At 62.0% G+C, this 15,607-nt stretch carries 19 protein-coding genes; 13 read left to right on the forward strand and 6 right to left on the reverse strand.

What is annotated here, in order from left to right; genetic code table 11:
• The first annotated feature begins 98 nt into the window (after positions 1-98).
• The gene (locus AMC99_RS08650) at positions 99-488 is read left to right on the forward strand and encodes a DUF3597 domain-containing protein (RefSeq protein ID WP_061925512.1); all 390 of its coding nucleotides are present in this window, start codon (positions 99-101) and stop codon (positions 486-488) included.
• A 54-nt stretch (positions 489-542) separates the two neighbouring features.
• On the opposite strand, the gene AMC99_RS08655 is transcribed toward AMC99_RS08650, so the two are convergent.
• Both AMC99_RS08655 and AMC99_RS08660 read right to left on the reverse strand, forming a co-directional pair.
• Positions 543-863: a hypothetical protein gene (locus AMC99_RS08655; protein WP_061925515.1), complete on the reverse strand. Its 321-nt coding sequence runs from the start codon at positions 861-863 to the stop codon at positions 543-545.
• Between the two features lie 114 nt (positions 864-977).
• Positions 978-2,582 (reverse strand): phosphoenolpyruvate carboxykinase, encoded by a 1,605-nt coding sequence (locus AMC99_RS08660; RefSeq protein WP_061925518.1) that lies wholly within the window; start codon positions 2,580-2,582, stop codon positions 978-980.
• Positions 2,583-2,812: 230 nt separating this feature from the next.
• Between AMC99_RS08660 and AMC99_RS08665 the strand changes: the two genes are divergently transcribed.
• The 7 genes from AMC99_RS08665 to AMC99_RS08695 all read left to right on the forward strand — a co-directional run bounded on the left by AMC99_RS08665 (position 2,813) and on the right by AMC99_RS08695 (position 8,117).
• On the forward strand, positions 2,813-3,562 hold the full coding sequence (locus AMC99_RS08665; protein ID WP_420805547.1) for a response regulator transcription factor: 750 nt from the start codon (positions 2,813-2,815) through the stop codon (positions 3,560-3,562).
• A complete protein-coding gene (locus AMC99_RS08670; protein WP_061925521.1) occupies positions 3,555-5,123 on the forward strand; it encodes a stimulus-sensing domain-containing protein in 1,569 nt (522 codons plus the stop codon). Before AMC99_RS08665 ends, AMC99_RS08670 begins: the two co-directional genes overlap by 8 nt.
• Positions 5,120-5,551: an HPr kinase/phosphorylase gene (locus AMC99_RS08675; RefSeq protein ID WP_061925524.1), complete on the forward strand. Its 432-nt coding sequence runs from the start codon at positions 5,120-5,122 to the stop codon at positions 5,549-5,551. The genes AMC99_RS08670 and AMC99_RS08675 overlap by 4 nt, the downstream gene beginning before the upstream one ends.
• 55 nt (positions 5,552-5,606) lie before the next feature.
• Positions 5,607-6,518, forward strand: coding sequence for an RNase adapter RapZ (rapZ, locus tag AMC99_RS08680; RefSeq protein ID WP_061925527.1), 912 nt, complete (start codon positions 5,607-5,609; stop codon positions 6,516-6,518).
• A 61-nt stretch (positions 6,519-6,579) separates the two neighbouring features.
• Entirely contained in the window at positions 6,580-7,005 is a 426-nt protein-coding gene (locus tag AMC99_RS08685) for a PTS sugar transporter subunit IIA (RefSeq protein WP_061925532.1), read from the forward strand.
• Entirely contained in the window at positions 7,002-7,280 is a 279-nt protein-coding gene (locus AMC99_RS08690; RefSeq protein WP_061925534.1) for an HPr family phosphocarrier protein, read from the forward strand. The genes AMC99_RS08685 and AMC99_RS08690 overlap by 4 nt, the downstream gene beginning before the upstream one ends.
• Before the next feature lie 33 nt (positions 7,281-7,313).
• Positions 7,314-8,117, forward strand: a complete 804-nt coding sequence (locus AMC99_RS08695) for a TrmH family RNA methyltransferase (protein ID WP_061925537.1) — start codon at positions 7,314-7,316, stop codon at positions 8,115-8,117.
• Here AMC99_RS08695 and AMC99_RS08700 read toward each other — a convergent pair whose 3' ends face one another.
• Both AMC99_RS08700 and AMC99_RS08705 read right to left on the reverse strand, forming a co-directional pair.
• The gene (locus AMC99_RS08700; protein WP_061925540.1) at positions 8,118-8,843 is read right to left on the reverse strand and encodes an SH3 domain-containing protein; all 726 of its coding nucleotides are present in this window, start codon (positions 8,841-8,843) and stop codon (positions 8,118-8,120) included.
• Positions 8,844-8,861: 18 nt separating this feature from the next.
• Positions 8,862-10,271 (reverse strand): DNA recombination protein RmuC, encoded by a 1,410-nt coding sequence (locus tag AMC99_RS08705; protein WP_061925543.1) that lies wholly within the window; start codon positions 10,269-10,271, stop codon positions 8,862-8,864.
• Positions 10,272-10,373: 102 nt separating this feature from the next.
• On the opposite strand from AMC99_RS08705, the gene AMC99_RS08710 reads away from it, so the two are divergent.
• On the forward strand, positions 10,374-10,772 hold the full coding sequence (locus tag AMC99_RS08710) for a four-helix bundle copper-binding protein (protein WP_061925546.1): 399 nt from the start codon (positions 10,374-10,376) through the stop codon (positions 10,770-10,772).
• A 66-nt stretch (positions 10,773-10,838) separates the two neighbouring features.
• Here the strand turns inward: AMC99_RS08710 and def are convergent, their stop codons facing one another.
• A complete protein-coding gene (gene def, locus AMC99_RS08715) occupies positions 10,839-11,411 on the reverse strand; it encodes a peptide deformylase (protein ID WP_061925549.1) in 573 nt (190 codons plus the stop codon).
• Positions 11,412-11,473: 62 nt separating this feature from the next.
• Positions 11,474-12,070 carry a recombination mediator RecR gene (gene recR / locus AMC99_RS08720; protein ID WP_061925552.1) on the reverse strand — a complete coding sequence of 199 codons (597 nt, stop codon included), beginning with the start codon at positions 12,068-12,070 and terminating at the stop codon, positions 11,474-11,476.
• A 52-nt stretch (positions 12,071-12,122) separates the two neighbouring features.
• On the opposite strand from recR, the gene fmt reads away from it, so the two are divergent.
• The 4 genes from fmt (at position 12,123) to AMC99_RS08740 (ending at position 15,599) form a co-directional block, all read left to right on the forward strand.
• The gene (fmt, locus tag AMC99_RS08725) at positions 12,123-13,052 is read left to right on the forward strand and encodes a methionyl-tRNA formyltransferase (protein WP_061925554.1); all 930 of its coding nucleotides are present in this window, start codon (positions 12,123-12,125) and stop codon (positions 13,050-13,052) included.
• Positions 13,053-13,084: 32 nt separating this feature from the next.
• Positions 13,085-13,576, forward strand: a complete 492-nt coding sequence (locus AMC99_RS08730) for a hypothetical protein (protein WP_061925557.1) — start codon at positions 13,085-13,087, stop codon at positions 13,574-13,576.
• A 50-nt stretch (positions 13,577-13,626) separates the two neighbouring features.
• Positions 13,627-14,403 carry a tRNA pseudouridine(38-40) synthase TruA gene (truA, locus tag AMC99_RS08735; RefSeq protein WP_061925560.1) on the forward strand — a complete coding sequence of 259 codons (777 nt, stop codon included), beginning with the start codon at positions 13,627-13,629 and terminating at the stop codon, positions 14,401-14,403.
• Positions 14,404-14,486: 83 nt separating this feature from the next.
• A complete protein-coding gene (locus tag AMC99_RS08740; RefSeq protein ID WP_061927867.1) occupies positions 14,487-15,599 on the forward strand; it encodes a zinc-binding dehydrogenase in 1,113 nt (370 codons plus the stop codon).
• Positions 15,600-15,607 lie beyond the last annotated feature (8 nt).

A 15,607-nucleotide genomic window follows, 5' to 3' on the forward strand; every position in this document is an offset into this window, starting at 1 on the left:
ACATCCTGCTAGACGAATATTGGCTGCGGCGGAACATCCCTCGACCTTCGATTGTTCAATAGGTTGTAACAGGGACAACTGACGAAGGAGACGGCGCGATGAGTATTTTCGGCAAGATCAAGGATGCAATTTTTGGCAAGAAGGCAGAGGCCAAGACCGTGCCGACCACGCCGACACCCAGCACTGCCCCAAGTGGTGGCGCCGGATGGGGTTCTGCCGCACACAAGCAGGGCATGAGCGAAGTCGATGTCGAACAGCGTCTCGATGGCATGGAAGGCGCGGACAGGCTGAACTGGCGCACCTCGATCGTCGACCTGATGAAGCTGATCGGCGTCGATTCATCCTATGAGAATCGCAAGGAACTCGCGACCGAACTGGGCCGCAGCGATTATTCGGGCAGCGCCGAAGACAACATCTGGCTGCACAAGCAGACGATGAAGGAGCTGGCCAAGAATGGCGGCAAGGTGCCGTCGAGCTTCCTCGACTAGGTCAGGCGCACATTAGACCGTTTGAAGGGGCCGGGATTCCGGCCCCTTTTCGTTTCACTTCTTGCCGAAGAACTTGCTGGCAAAGTCGGCAATATCGTCGAGCGGATTGCCATCGTGATCGGCATCGAGAATTTGCATGAACTTTGCGAGCGAACCTTCGCCGCCGACCGCTTCGCGAACTTCCGCCAGGATGCTTTCGTCGATACCGGTGCGCTTGGCTGCAAGGCCCACGGTGTCGCCATCCTGGTGGTGCGCCTCCGCAAGTCCGGCAACCGCCTTCTCGACCGTACGCGGATCCACACCCATCTTGTCGGCAAGGTTCTTGACCGTCGGATGGTCGTGAGCGGCACCGAGGATTTGATCGAACAGGCTCATGTCATTTCTCCACCAAAGGGATCAGAAGCGTACATTCTGACGCAAAGCCGGCGCAAAGAAAAGGCCCCGTTCCCTTAGGAACGAGGCCCCCCTCTCCAACCGGGAAAACGGTTGTCAGGCCGCCACGGCGGCCCCCGGCGCAGCCTCGCGCACGCCCTGATCGACGTGGCTTTCGAACTGCGCGAAATTATCGATGAACAGCTGCACCAGCTTGCTGGCGGTGCGGTCGTATTCTTCCTTGTCTGCCCAGGTCGAACGCGGATCGAGGATCGCGCTGTCGACACCTGGAACCGCGACGGGCACTTCGAACCCGAAATTCGGATCGACGCGGAATTCGACATTGTTGAGCGAACCGTCGAGTGCCGCATTGAGCAGTGCGCGGGTTGCCTTGATCGGCATGCGGCTGCCTGTGCCGTATTGGCCGCCGGTCCAGCCGGTGTTGACCAGCCAGCAGGTCGCATTGCCCCTTGCGATACGTTCCTTCAGCAGGTTGCCGTAAACGCTGGGGTGGCGCGGCATGAATGCAGCGCCGAAACAGGTCGAGAAAGTCGCTTCGGGTTCGGTCACGCCGATCTCGGTGCCAGCGACCTTTGCCGTGTAACCCGACAGGAAGTGATACATTGCCTGGTCGGGCGTGAGGCGAGAGATCGGAGGCAACACGCCGAATGCATCGGCGGTGAGCATCACGACATTGGCCGGAACCGGACCGAGGTTTTCGGCCGAGGTGTTCGGGATGTAGTTGATCGGATAGGCGCCGCGCGTGTTCTCGGTCTTGCTCGTATCGCTGAAATCGATCTCGCGCGTGTCCTCGTCCATCGCGACGTTTTCGAGGATCGTGCCGAACATCTTCGTCGTGGCGTAGATTTCGGGTTCGCCCTCTGCCGACAGGTCGATCATCTTGGCATAGCAGCCGCCTTCGAAATTGAAGACAGCAGTGTCGGACCAGCCATGCTCGTCGTCACCGATCAGCGTGCGGCTGGCATCGGCCGAAAGCGTCGTCTTGCCCGTGCCCGAAAGGCCGAAGAAGATTGCCGTCTTGCCGTCGGGGCCGACATTTGCCGAACAGTGCATCGGCATCACGCCCTGCGCAGGCAGCAGGTAATTGAGGATGCCGAAGACGCCCTTCTTCATCTCGCCCGAATATTCGGTGTTGCCGATCAGGATCAGCTTTTCAGTGAAGCTGACCGCGATCACCGTGTCGCTGCGGCTGCCGTGGCGTTCCGGGTCCGCCTTGAAGCTCGGCAGGTTGATGATCGTGTATTCGGGGTCGAAATCGGCCAGCTCTTCCTTGGTCGGACGAACCAGCAGGGTGCGTGCGAACAGCGAATGCCAGGCCATCTGCGTGATGACGCGCACGTTGACGCGATATTCGGGCTGCGAACCGCCGAACAGGTCGGCCACATAGAGTTCGTCCTGACCCTTCAGAGCCTCGAGGAAATCCGCCTTCAGATTGGCGAAGTGTTCCGGGCTCATCGGCTGGTTGATCGCGCCCCAGTTGATCGTGTCTTCGGTCGTTTCGTCGCGGACGACGAACTTGTCCTTCACGCTGCGGCCGGTGAACCTGCCAGTATCGACGACCAGCGGGCCGTCTTTCGCCAGCTTGCCCTCACCACGATCGAGAGCATGCTCGACCAGCTGGGGCGTGCCGAGATTGGCGTGGATCTTGGCGGACGTTTCGAAGCCCTGGGCTGAAAGGGGGCGGGCAAGCGGAGTGGACACGAAATTCTCCTGCGACAGTTCCGGGATGGCGGCCGGGATCGACTCGGGTCATGCGATTCGCGATACATTTGCATACGAATGCATGGGATCGGCAACCCTCTAGTGCGACGTGCGGCATGCGTCAAACCGGTCCGCGCATCGTAAGACCAAAGGACCAAATTCGCAGCCGCGTTGTTTCATCAACACGATACCGCTAATCCCGTGCGAGCAAAGCAGAAAGGGCCTCGGCCATGGACGAGATGGAAACGGTGGAAAGCGGCAAGCGCGACCAGATGGTCGTGGCTCTTGTCGATGACGATCGCAACATCCTGACGACCGTTTCGATCGCCCTCCAGGCAGAGGGTTTCGTTACTCGGGTCTATTCCGATGGCGAAACTGCCTTGAAGGCGCTGCTGGAAAATCCGCCAGACCTCGCTGTTTTCGACATCAAGATGCCGAAGATGGACGGCATGGAATTGCTCCGCCGCCTGCGCGAACATTCCGCCCTTCCCGTCATCTTCCTGACCAGCAAGGACGATGAACAGGACGAGGAAGCCGGGCTGGAACTTGGCGCCGACGACTATATCGCAAAGCCGTTCAGCCTGCGCCTGTTGCTGGCGCGCATAAAGGCGATCCTGCGAAGGGCCGACCCGACCCGCCCGCTGGACAGCGACGTGGGTGATGGCGAGCCTTCCAACCCGTCGCTCAACCGCGGCCGCCTCCACATGGATCCGGCCCGTCACCAGGTGACGTGGGACGGGGCGCCCGTCTCGCTTACCGTCACCGAATTCCTTATCCTGGAAGCGCTGGCGGCACGGCCCGGCGTCATCAAGAGCCGCAACCAGTTGATGGATGCAGCCTATCCCGACGACATCTTCGTCGATGATCGCACCGTGGACAGTCACATCAAACGGATGCGCCGCAAGTTCCGGCAGGCCGACCCTGAGTTCGGCGCAATAGAAACGCTTTACGGCGCAGGTTACAGCTTCACCGATGGCTAGCACATTGCAGCGAATGCGACTGGACAAGAACCTCGAGCCGCTCGGCTGGGCGGGACGCCTGTCGCTTACCTCGCGCATCCTGGTCGTGAACATCCTGCCGCTGGCGCTGCTGGGTGGCGGCATCTTCTACCTCGATTCCTATCGCAAGCAGCTCCTGTCAGAACGTTACAAGCTGGCTCGTATCGAAGCGCAGATCACCGCCGAAGCGCTGGCAGGTGCCACACGCGAACGGCAGGAAGCGCTGCTGGTCCAGATCGGCCGCGAACAGCGGATGCGGGTGCGCATGTATGACGCTGAGGGCCGCCTATGGGCTGACAGCTTCGAATTGGCTGAACCATCATTCGAGTTCGACGATATCCGGCAGGACAATTTGTCCGACGACTTTGCGCAAATGCTCGACCGCGCGGTCGACACGATCGTCGGTGCCGAACCGATCCCCGACTACAACGAGCCCGAGGATCCTTCGGCGGACGCATGGCCAGAACTCGTTCGCGCACGAGAGGAAGGTCTCTCCCAGATCCAGCTGCGCGATGCGCCGGACGGAACGCCTGTCATCAATGCCGCGGCGCCGGTCGGGCTGAACGGCGCCACGCTGCTGACGACGCGCAACGCGGTCGACATCACGGAAAACGTACGCGCCGCGCGCTCGACACTGGGTTTGGCGGTTTTCTTCGCCATGATCGCCTCGATCCTGCTGTCGCTTTACCTTGCCCGAACCATCGTCGCCCCGCTGCGATTGCTGGCGAGCGCCGCCCTGCGCGTCCGGCAAGGGCGCGAGCGCGAAGTCGAGGTCCCCCGCCTGCCCGAAAGGCGGGACGAAATCGGCCTGCTCGCGCGTGCAGTTTCGGACATGACCAGCGCGCTGCGCCAGAGGATCGATGCCGTCGACAGCTTTGCCGCGGATGTTGCGCACGAGATCAAGAACCCGCTGGCTTCGCTGCGTAGCGCCATCGAATCGCTGCCGCGGGTCGAGGATCCCGACCTTCGCAAGCAGTTGACCGACATCGCCACGCACGACGTCCGGCGGATCGACCGCCTTGTCACCGAGATCTCCGATGCCAGCCGCATCGACGCGGAAATGTCTCGCGCCACGCTCGAACGGATCGACCTGACCAAGCTCGTGGAGCGCATCGTCGGATCGAGAGAGGCACGCGCGGAGAACCTCGATCACCGGATCGTGCTGGATTCGCGCGGTTATGCTGCGATCGTCACCGGCGTTGGTGCGCGGCTTGAACGCGTGGTCGAAAACCTTCTCGACAACGCCGTGTCCTTTTCGCCGCCGGAAGCATCGGTCGAGGTGATGGTCGAGAACGACGGCGAACGGGTAGTGCTGACTGTCTGTGACAGCGGCCCCGGTATCCCCGAAGAAAACCGCGAGAAGGTGTTCCAGCGTTTCCACTCGGTGCGGCCCGAAACGGAAGATTTCGGCAATCACTCGGGGCTCGGCCTCGCGATTGCCCGCACTATTGCAGAGGCGCATGACGGTATCCTGACTGCACAAAGCAGGCTCGACGGAAAGCCAGGTGCCTGCATGAGGCTGGACCTGCCCGCCGCGCGATGAGCGACCACTTTTCCATCGTGTCGGGGGTGTCGGCTGTTGCGATCGACGGTCGCGCGATCCTGATCGAAGGAAAGCCGGGTAGCGGCAAATCCTCCCTCGCACTGGCGATAATCGATCGGGGCGCGATGCTGATCGGGGACGACGGCATCCGGATCGATACTTCCGGCAACAGGTCTATCGCCCTTCCCCCGCCGAACATCGCCGGCAAGCTGGAAATCCGCGGTGTCGGCATCGTCGAACTGCCGACCGGATCAGCTCCAATCGCATTGATCCTCGACCTCGATGGCAGTCCCGAAAGATTGCCCGACACTTTGGTCATGCGAACGATGGGCAATGTCGCGATCCCGGTCCTGCCCTTCGACGCGAAGGCCCCCAACGCAGCGCTCCGCGCCCAGTGGGCCTTGAAGCTGCATGGTGTCGCATTTTGACCGGCCGCCGACATTCTCCTTCACTTTGCGAAGCAACGGCGCAACAAGGACGGCCATGAGTTCAACTGGTCCCCATTCGGGCAAACAGCGCGTGCTTCTCGTCACCGGACTTTCCGGAGCGGGCAAGACGACCGCGCTGCAAGTGCTCGAAGACCTTGGCTGGGAAGCGATCGACAACTTTCCCGTCCGCCTGCTCAAGCGCCTCGTCGCCAAGCCAGACCGACAACAGGGAATGCTGGCGATCGGCTTCGATTCGCGGACCCGCGGATTTGTCCCTGCCGAAATCATCGACCTCGTCAAAGATCTCGCACAGCGGGACGATTTGGCGATCTCGACCCTGTTTATCGATTGCAACGGGGGCGAACTGGAACGGCGATATAACGAAACCCGCCGCCGTCATCCGATGGCACAGGAACGCCCCTTGCAAGAGGGCATCAAGGCGGAGCGCGAATTGCTCGACCCGTTGCGGCGGTGGGCGGACATGATCGTCGACACCAGCGAGCTTTCTTCCAACCAGTTGCAGCAGCACATCCGCGACCTGTTCGGCGACACTGGCGCACAGCCGATGACGCTGACTGTCTCGAGCTTCGGATTCGCACGGGGGATGCCCCCGCTCGCGGACCTGGTGTTCGACATGCGCTTCCTCGACAATCCGCACTGGGTACCCGGCTTGCGCGAACTGACCGGAATGGATGCGCCGGTGGGCGAACACATCGAAAAGGACGCCGGATTCAAGCCAGCATTCGAGCAGATTCACGACCTCTTGCTGACCTTGCTGCCGCTCTACGAAGCGCAGGGGAAAAGCTATGTCCATGTCGCCTTCGGATGCACTGGCGGCAGGCATCGCAGCGTGTTCACTGCCGAACGTATGGCGGAAAGCTTGCGCGAGTCAGGTTTTTCGCCCACTGTCCGCCACCGCAATCTGGGATCGCGCGCAACCGACGAGATCGAAGGACAAAAGCGTTGAACTTCCCGGCAAGATCACAACGGCGTCGCACGCCCGCAGGTAACGGAACTCTCTCGCAATCATGATCGGTATGATTCTGGTCACCCATGGCCGCCTGGCAGAAGAATTCGTTCACGCGATGGAACACGTCGTCGGCCCGCAAGACGGGGTCGCTACCGTGTGCATTGGCCCCAACGACGACATGGAACAGCGGCGCAAGGAGATTGCGAGCGCCATCACCAAGGTCGATGCAGGCAAGGGCGTTGTCATCCTGACCGACCTGTTCGGAGGCACGCCTTCGAACCTTGCCATTTCGCTGCTCGATGCAGGGCATGTCGAAGTGATCGCCGGTATCAATCTGCCGATGCTGATCCGCCTGTCAGGCGCGCGCAAGTCGATGGACGTTCATGACGCGGTAGAGGCGGCGCAGCATGCGGGGCGCAACTACATCACGGTCGCCAGCGAATTTCTCGAACAGGGCACACCGGAAAAGCGGGCGAAGGCATGAGCGAAGTCCGGCGCACCGTAACGATCGTCAATCAGCGCGGGCTCCACGCACGTGCCAGCGCCAAATTCGTCGGCGCCGTCAGCGCGCTCCCCGATACGACGCAGGTACGCGTCACCAAGGGTGCAAACGAAGCTGCCGGCGGATCGATATTGGGGCTGATGATGCTCGGTGCTGCCAAGGGTGACGAGATCGAAGTTATCGTGTCCGGAACCGACGCGGACAATGTTCTGGAACAGCTCGTCACGCTCGTCGATGATGGCTTCGGCGAAGAGTGATCCAGACGCGGGCTCGGCAATGAGCGAGAAGACATGATGCGCCGCGAGATTACCGGCTTTTCCAATCCGACAGTAAAGTTCCTGCGCTCCCTGCGCGAGAAGAAGCATCGCAAGGCTGCTGGCAAGTTCATGGCCGAGGGCCTGCGCTTGCTGACCGATGCGCGCGAATCCGGCCATGTGCCGGAAACCCTGGTGATGGCTAGCGGACGCGATCCGCACCCGCTGATCGATGCCCTGGAAGATGCGGTTAGCGCGGCTGGCGGGGAAATCATCGAAACATCGCCCGACATTCTCGAAAAGATCACGGGCAAGTCCAACCCGCAGGCTGTCGCGGGGGTTTTCGACGAATTCGATACGTCGCTTTCGGCCGTCGACCGCACGAGCGCGAAGATATGGCTGGTGGCGCAGGAACTTCGCGATCCGGGCAACCTCGGCACGATGCTGCGCACGGGCGATGCAGTCGGCGCAGGCGGGTTGATCCTGATCGACGATTGCGCCGACCCATTCAGCGTGGAGGCGGTGCGCGCCAGCATGGGGGCGATCTTCACCCAGACAGTTGCAAGGGCGAGATGGGACGAATTCCTGCCCTGGCTACGTGGCGGCCAAGGGCAACTGGTCGCCGCTAGCCTGCGCGACGCCGTGCCCTATCGCGGCGCACCCTATTCCGCCCCGTGCTTCGTGCTGGTCGGCAATGAATCTCAGGGGCTTCCCGAAGCATACGAAGCCGCATGCGACCTGCGCGTAACCATGCCAATGCGCGGGCGGGCCGACAGCCTCAACGCTGCAGTCGCAGGTGCAGTACTCGCCTATGAAGTGCTGGAGACCCTCGAAGCCTGATCAGTCGCCTGCGACGAAGAAGTTGATCCGCCAGCCATTCTCGCTGCGGTTGGCGAGCATCCGGTAATCGACGATCGAGCGAAGGTCTTCGCGGGCCACCCAGCCTTCGCGCCCGGCACGCGTTCGCACATTGAGGAACGGCTTTTCGGTATAGCCGTCGTTGATCAGGGTCACGAGGTCCCAGGCAACGAACTCGATCGGTTCAGCATCTACCGAAGCCTTGGCGCGCACCGGAACCCGCTCGCCCAGTGCCAGCATCGCCGAATAGGGATCGTCGAGGTTCATGTCCTGCGCGAAATACCAGGGCAGCGTGATCGACCCGTCATCACTGGCAGCACAGCCCAGCTTCTGGAGCGCGGCCAGTTCGTCCCACAGCTTGTAATCCGGATCACCAAGCCGATCCCGGAGGGTGGAGGTTCCGGAACCGCCACCGAAATCGAGTTCGACATCGGGGCTGGTAATGGTGATCAGCGCATCGGCATCGCGCGCTTCGACCGCGCGGCCGAGCGATGCCAGGAACTCCTTGGCACCCGGCAAGGCGTCGCACTCGTTACGCGGGGAATACGGGCCGGCCTGCAGTTCGGTTGTCTGGACGGTTTCCGCCACACCATTGATCGCAGTCTCGACCGAATCGCGCAGCTTTTCGGAGGGCGGTTCCGCCCGTGAACAGGCTGCGACGATCATCGATAGTGCGAGGGCGCTGGTGAGCGAGAATGCGGTTTTCATACAGGTCCTGACCAAATTCTATTCCTCCCCATCAACCGGAGCGGCAATCTGCGGTTCCGCATCACTCACATCCTCAGCGGTGTAACGCGGCGTACCTTCGACGAGCGGAATTTCCTCGATCTCGCGCTTGCCGATCTCGATGCCCTTTTCCTGCAACCTGCGCCCCGATGACAGCACATTCCGCTCGAAACTGCCGACGAACCTGTTGTAATTGCTGACTGCAGTTTCGAGGCCCCCGCCGACGCGCTTCATGTGCTCGGCTGCAACGGCAAGGCGATCGTAAAGCTCCGCCCCGGCCTTGCCGATTTCCACCGCCTCGCGAGCGATCGTGTCCTGTCGCCAGACCTGCGCCACCGTACGCGCAATGGCGACGAGATTGGTCGGCGTTGCGAGCAGAACCTTGTTGTGAAAGGCGAAGTCCCACAGCTCGGGATCGTGTTCGAGCGCCGCCGCCACGAAATGTTCGCCCGGCACGAACATCACGACATAATCTGGCGCATCGTCGAACTGGCTCTGATAGCCTTTGGAACCCAGCGTCTGGACATGGCCACGCATCGACTTTGCATGCTGGTCGAGGTGGCGTTTACGCTCGTCGTCGTCATCGGCCTCGAACGCCGCCTGATAGGCGTTGAGCGAGACCTTGGCGTCGATGACCAGCTTCTTCTGCCCTGGAACATTGACGATGGCATCGGGACGCAGCCGCCCGCCTTCGGTTTCCATCGATTGTTCGAGATGGAAGTCGGTGTGTTCGGCAAGCCCGCATTGTTCGAGCACATTCTGCAATGCCCGCTCGCCCCAGCGACCGCGTGCCTTGGGGGCATTGGTGAGGCTGTTGCCGAGCCGCTGCGCTTCCTTGCGCACTTCCTCCTGCGAAATCCGCATTCCTTCGATCTGCTGATGAAGGCGCGAAAATGCATCGGCGCGCTGGCGTTCGAGAGAGCCAACCTGCTCCTCGTACTTCTGCAGGCGCTCGTTCACCGGCTTGAGCAGGGAAGCCACGGCTTCCTTGTGCTTGGCCTCGGCCTCGCCCAGCCTGCTGGTCGCCTCGCTACTGAACCGCTCGCGCGCGGCTTCCAGCACCTTGGCACCGGTATTCTCGAACTCCTTGAGCAGCTTTTCCCGGCTTTCCTCGAGCAGGCGCTTCTGTTCCTCGAACCCTGCAGCCTGCGCCTTGAGCGCGGTATTTTCGTCTCGCGCAGCGTCCAGCTTGGCCGCAAGATCGTCCGCCCGTGCGGCACGGTCCGACATTGTCGCAAGTTCCGGCGCCATGCGGGACAGCTTCTCCGCAAGCTCCTTCGCCTCGGCATCGCGTTCGGCATGTCGTGCCTTCCAGTCGGCGGCAGGGCGCGAACCGATGAACCAGCCGGCAATGGCGCCCGCAGCAAGGCCGACGACGAGAACGATCAGGGCAAGAAGTGTAGGATCCATGAGCGGAACATAGCTGGAACGAGGTGTCTCGCCAAGACGCCAGTGGGACATTTCGGAACCAATCCCCAGCCTCGCACGCTAATCAGGCAAAGGAGATAATCGATGTCGATCAAGGAAATGATCAAGGAACACCCGCAAGTCGGGGCCGACTGGAACGAGCAACTGGGCGAGGCCGTAAAGCACGCAATGTATTGCGCGGCGATCTGCAACAGCTGTGCGGACGCCTGCAGCGCCGAAGAAATGGATATGTCCGCCTGTATCCGCGCCTGCATGGACTGCGCGGACATCTGCACAGCCACCTATCGTACCGCGACCCGCCGCACGGCCGGCAATGTCGCCGTGATCGAAGCCCAGCTGCGTGCGTGCATCACCGCGTGCGAGCACTGCATCGATGAGTGTTCCAAGCATGACAACGACCACTGCCGTCGCTGCGCAAAGATGTGCCGCGAATGCGCCGACGATTGCTTGAAGGCACTCAACGGCATGATGCAGCACGCCTGATCCCACTTCAGGCATCACGCGCCGCAAAGAAAAACCCCGCCAGTGGCGGGGTTTTTTGTGAGCGGATTACGCTGCCTGGCGAAGCTTCTTCAGCTTCTTCAGCGCCATGTTGCGCTTCAGGCGGCTGAGGTGGTCGATGAACAGGATCCCTTCGAGATGGTCCATCTCGTGCTGGATGCAGGTGGCCATCAGGCCTTCCATTTGTTCTTCGTGGTGCTTCCCCTCGAGGTCCTGGTAGCGGACCGTGCAGGTCGCCGGACGATCGACATCGGCATAGATGTCGGGCACCGAAAGGCAGCCTTCCTGATAGGTCGCAAGGTCTTCGGCGGGATCGACGATTTCCGGATTGATGAACACGCGCGGGTCCAGCTTGGTCGCCGGATGGGTGTGCTTGTGCCCGTCGTGCTCGCACTCGACCGGCTCGCCGTCGGGATCCTCGGGCTGGAGGTCGATCACCAGCACGCGCTTGGGCACGCCAACCTGGATCGCCGCGAGGCCGATGCCGGGCGCGTCATACATAGTTTCGAACATGTCTTCGACGAGCGTCTTCAGCTCGTCGTTGAACTCGTCGTCCCTGACGGGTTCGGACACGACCTTGAGCCGGGGATCCGGCACTTCGAGGATTTCACGTATAGCCATGGGGGCGATTTAGTGTCGCGGCGCGCTCATCGCAAGCGATTGCTCCCGATAAGTCTGATCGATCAACCCACAGGTCTGCGCGCACGCAAGGCCTGCGCCAAAGTACCCTCGTCGAGGTAGTCGAGCTCGCCGCCGACCGGCAGGCCGTGCGCAAGCTGGGTAATGCGGAGCGGAAACTTCTCCAGCCTTTCGGCAAGGTAATGAGCGGTTGTCTGCCCTTCGAGCGTTGCATTCATGGCGAGCACGACCTCGTCGATGCCGCCCTCCTCGACCCTGCCCAGCAGGCTCGCAATATTGAGGTCGTCGGGCCGCACGCCGTCCAGCGCCGACAGTTTCCCGCCCAGCACGTGATAGCGGCCCTGGAACAGGCGCGATCGGTCGAGCGCCCACAGGTCGGCCACGTCTTCCACCACGCAGAGCGACTTCTGGTCGCGGCGCGGGTCGGAACATATGCCGCAAGGGTTGCGCGTATCGACATTGCCACAGGTGTCGCATTCGACCAGCGTGTCCTGCACCGCACCCAGCGCAGTCAGGAGCGCGGGCAGTGCCTGCTCGCGGTTCTTCACCAGCCACAGGACAGCGCGCCGTGCCGAACGCGGACCCAGCCCGGGTAGCCGCGCCAGGGCGCTCGCCAATGCTTCGATCTCTTGCGATGCCATGGGGTGACAGATAGGGGCCAGAGCGCGACCAAGAAAGGCCACAAGTTACATCATGCGCATAATCTTCATGGGAACGCCCGAATTCGCGGTACCGGCGCTGGAAGCGCTGCACGATGCGGCGCATGAAATCGTCTGCGTCTATACCCAGCCGCCACGTCCGGCCGGTCGCGGAAAGAAGCTGCAGCCCTCGCCCGTCCACAAGACCGCAGAGCGGTTGGGGATCGAGGTACGCCATCCGGTCTCGCTCAAGTCCCTAGAAGAGCAGGAGAAATTCGCCGCGCTTGGCGCCGACGTCGCGGTCGTTGCCGCCTATGGCCTGATCCTGCCCCAGCCGATCCTCGATGCGCCCGAACACGGCTGCATCAATATTCACGCCTCCATCCTGCCACGCTGGCGCGGGGCCGCGCCGATCCACCGTGCGATCCTGGCCGGAGATGCAGTGACCGGCGTCACGATCATGCAGATGGAAGCGGGACTGGACACAGGGCCGATGCTGGCGATGGTCCGCACCCCGATAGAGGACAAGACAACCGGCGAACTGACCGAAGAACTTGCAGAGCTCGGCGCGCAGCTGATGGTCGGAACCCTTCGCGATCTCGCTATCCACGTGCCGGTCGCGCAGGACGACGAGGACGCGACCTATGCGCCCAAGATCGACAAGGCGGAGGCGCGGATCGACTGGAGCAAGCCTGCCGAAGAGATCGAGCGCCTCGCCCGCGGTCTCGCACCGTTCCCCGGCGCATGGTTCGAGATGGACGGCGTCAATGGCCCCGAACGCGTCAAGTTGCTGCGCGCCGAAGTGACGGAAGGATCGGGCGACGCCGGCACGGTGCTGGACGAAGACTTTGCCATTGCCTGCGGCACGGGATCGATCCGCCCTGTACGCCTTCAACGCGCGGGAAAGCCTGCGATGGATCGGGCAGATTTCTTGCGCGGAAAACCCGTAAACAAGGGTGTCGTCCTGCCGAACCGGAAGGCATAAGCGGGCCAGCTGCATAAGAACAAGGATCTGATATGAAATCGAAATACGCCCCGGCCGGGATCGGGATCGGCCTCCTTGCATTTGCCGCAGCCTGTTCGCAGGCATCCGATGGCGCAGCCGCGCAATCGGCTGGCGGCGCGCAAGCGGTAACGATCGAAGCAATCGAGCCTGTTCGCGCAAACCCTATCGAAGAACAGCTTCTCACCTGTTCGCACACCACCGAGATCGGCGCGAAGATCACCAACTATTTCGTGCTCACCCAGGGTGCCGCGAAAAGCTATTCGCAGTTCCAGAATTATGCCCGGAACCTTTGCGATCCGGGCCAGCCCGATTGCGCACAGGGCTGGATCGGCGACGACATCGCGTCCTACTCCGTCAACCAGAACGGCGTGCGCAACCAGTTCCTGGTTGATCTGGAAGCAATGACGATGGAACGTGCCGTGACGAAACGCGACGGCACGGTCGAGGTGAGCCAGTACCAGTGCACCTCCGAAGCACTGCCCGAAGGCATCCGCATCGAATGATGCGTGCCAAGCCGGGTGGCTTTTACGGAAATCTTGGCTAGCAAGCGTCCATGACCGCCCCGGGCACGAAACGATATGCGCTGACCATCGAATTCGATGGCACGCCCTTCATGGGCCTGCAGCGCCAGCCGCATGGGCCGAGCGTGCAGCAGGCGCTGGAGGATGCGGCCAAGGCGGTAACGGGCGAGGATGTGACGCTCCACAGTGCCGGCCGGACCGACACCGGCGTGCATGCCCTCGCCATGCGCAGTCACATGGATATCGAGAAGGACATTGCGCCCTTCCGCCTGATGGAAGCGCTCAACTATCACCTTCGGCCGAACCCGGTGGCGGTGCTGGCGTGCGAGGAAGTTGCAGGTGACTGGCACGCGCGCTTCTCCTGCATCGAACGGCGATACGTCTATCGCATCGCCAGTCGCCGCGCGCCGTTGACACTGGCGAAGAATCGCGCCTGGCAGGTGCCGCAGGAACTCGACCACAATGCCATGCACCGCGCCGCACAGGCGCTCGTCGGCCAGCACGATTTCACCACCTTCCGGTCGGTACAGTGCCAGGCGGCGAGCCCGCTTAAGACGCTCGACCGGCTCGACGTCGAGCGCGTCGACGGCTTTTATGGCGACGAAATCCGTATTTATGCCGAGGCGCGCAGCTTCCTCCACCACCAGGTACGCAGCATGGTCGGATGCCTCGCGCTGGTTGGCATGGGACGCTGGGAAGAGGAACAGGTGGCAGAAGCGCTCGCCGCGCGCGACCGGCAGGCGCTGGGCCTCAATGCACCGCCGCACGGGCTCTATTTCGTCGAAGCGATCTATCCCGACGAGGCTTGACCTAACGTCACCCTAGCCAAGCCCTTCTCCCGCGCCTAGCAACCGTTTCAACCTGCAACGGATTCGCAATTGGGAGAATGATCATGGCCACTACCGGCAAACAGCTTTTCACCACGCTCGAAAGCGATGGCACCCTGACAGTCGCGATCGAGGAAGTGAGCTTCCCCGATCCAACCGGCAACCAGGTCCTGGTCAAGATGGAAGCCGCGCCGATCAATCCCTCGGACCTCGCAATCCTCACCAGCGCCGCCGACCTCGAGAATGCGGATTACAGCACCGGCAAGTTCGTCGCCAACATGCCCGAACCGTTCAACAGCGGCGCGCGCGCGCGCCACGGCCAGAAACTGCCCGCCGGTAACGAAGGTGCAGGCACCGTGGTCGCGACCGGTGACAGCGACATGGCGAAAGCCCTGATGGGCCAGCGCGTCGCCTGCGTTCCGGGCAGCGCTTACAGCCAGTATTGCATTGCCGATGCCGCCATGTGCCTGCCGCTGGGCGACGTTTCGGCAGAGGACGGGGCAAGCGCCTTCGTCAACCCGATGACCGCACTGGGTTTCGTCGAAAATGCCAAGATGGACGGCCAGAAGGCGATCATTCACACGGCCGCTGCGTCGAACCTCGGCCAGATGCTGATCAAGATCTGCCAGGAAGACGACATGGAACTCGTCAACATCGTCCGCAAGGCAGAGCATGTCGACATGCTCAAGGGACTTGGCGCGAAGCACGTCGTCAATTCCTCCGATCCCGATTTCATGAAGCAACTGCGCGAGGCGATCGATGCGACCAATGCCTTCTACGGGTTCGATCCGATCGGCGGCGGCCAGGCGGTCGACACCGTGTTCAAGGCGATGGAACAGGTCGCGGTGGGCAAGATGTCCGAATATTCGCGCTATGGTTCGAACCAGCAGAAGCGCATGTACATCTATGGCCGGCTCGACCTCGGCCCGACGATCCTTACGCCCAGCTACGGCTTTGGCTGGACCCTGTCGGGCTGGCTGCTCACCCCGTTCCTCGCCAGCGCCGGGATGGAAACGGTTGGCCGCATGCGCCAGCGCGTGCTTTCGAACATTACCACGACGTTTGCCAGCAGCTACAAGCGCAAGGTCAATCTCGAAGAGATGCTGACCAATGACGCCGTCATGGACTATCGCCAGATGAAGACGGGCGAGAAATACCTCGTCACGCCCTGGGCCTGATCCGGCTG

The organism is Altererythrobacter epoxidivorans, assembly GCF_001281485.1.
Classification (GTDB): domain Bacteria; phylum Pseudomonadota; class Alphaproteobacteria; order Sphingomonadales; family Sphingomonadaceae; genus Erythrobacter; species Erythrobacter epoxidivorans.

What these genes read in the sequence shown, in the direction of transcription:
- def (WP_061925549.1), bottom strand. Translation starts at nt 11,411, where the DNA reads ATGGCTATACGTGAAATCCTCGAAGTGCCGGATCCCCGGCTCAAGGTC.
- AMC99_RS08730 (WP_061925557.1), top strand. Translation starts at nt 13,085, where the DNA reads ATGAAATCGAAATACGCCCCGGCCGGGATCGGGATCGGCCTCCTTGCA.
- fmt (WP_061925554.1), top strand. Translation starts at nt 12,123, where the DNA reads ATGCGCATAATCTTCATGGGAACGCCCGAATTCGCGGTACCGGCGCTG.
- AMC99_RS08700 (WP_061925540.1), bottom strand. Translation starts at nt 8,843, where the DNA reads ATGAAAACCGCATTCTCGCTCACCAGCGCCCTCGCACTATCGATGATC.
- AMC99_RS08665 (WP_420805547.1), top strand. Translation starts at nt 2,813, where the DNA reads ATGGACGAGATGGAAACGGTGGAAAGCGGCAAGCGCGACCAGATGGTC.
- AMC99_RS08685 (WP_061925532.1), top strand. Translation starts at nt 6,580, where the DNA reads ATGATCGGTATGATTCTGGTCACCCATGGCCGCCTGGCAGAAGAATTC.
- AMC99_RS08710 (WP_061925546.1), top strand. Translation starts at nt 10,374, where the DNA reads ATGTCGATCAAGGAAATGATCAAGGAACACCCGCAAGTCGGGGCCGAC.
- AMC99_RS08650 (WP_061925512.1), top strand. Translation starts at nt 99, where the DNA reads ATGAGTATTTTCGGCAAGATCAAGGATGCAATTTTTGGCAAGAAGGCA.
- recR (WP_061925552.1), bottom strand. Translation starts at nt 12,070, where the DNA reads ATGGCATCGCAAGAGATCGAAGCATTGGCGAGCGCCCTGGCGCGGCTA.
- AMC99_RS08705 (WP_061925543.1), bottom strand. Translation starts at nt 10,271, where the DNA reads ATGGATCCTACACTTCTTGCCCTGATCGTTCTCGTCGTCGGCCTTGCT.
- AMC99_RS08740 (WP_061927867.1), top strand. Translation starts at nt 14,487, where the DNA reads ATGGCCACTACCGGCAAACAGCTTTTCACCACGCTCGAAAGCGATGGC.
- AMC99_RS08690 (WP_061925534.1), top strand. Translation starts at nt 7,002, where the DNA reads ATGAGCGAAGTCCGGCGCACCGTAACGATCGTCAATCAGCGCGGGCTC.
- AMC99_RS08670 (WP_061925521.1), top strand. Translation starts at nt 3,555, where the DNA reads ATGGCTAGCACATTGCAGCGAATGCGACTGGACAAGAACCTCGAGCCG.
- truA (WP_061925560.1), top strand. Translation starts at nt 13,627, where the DNA reads ATGACCGCCCCGGGCACGAAACGATATGCGCTGACCATCGAATTCGAT.
- AMC99_RS08675 (WP_061925524.1), top strand. Translation starts at nt 5,120, where the DNA reads ATGAGCGACCACTTTTCCATCGTGTCGGGGGTGTCGGCTGTTGCGATC.
- rapZ (WP_061925527.1), top strand. Translation starts at nt 5,607, where the DNA reads ATGAGTTCAACTGGTCCCCATTCGGGCAAACAGCGCGTGCTTCTCGTC.
- AMC99_RS08655 (WP_061925515.1), bottom strand. Translation starts at nt 863, where the DNA reads ATGAGCCTGTTCGATCAAATCCTCGGTGCCGCTCACGACCATCCGACG.
- AMC99_RS08695 (WP_061925537.1), top strand. Translation starts at nt 7,314, where the DNA reads ATGATGCGCCGCGAGATTACCGGCTTTTCCAATCCGACAGTAAAGTTC.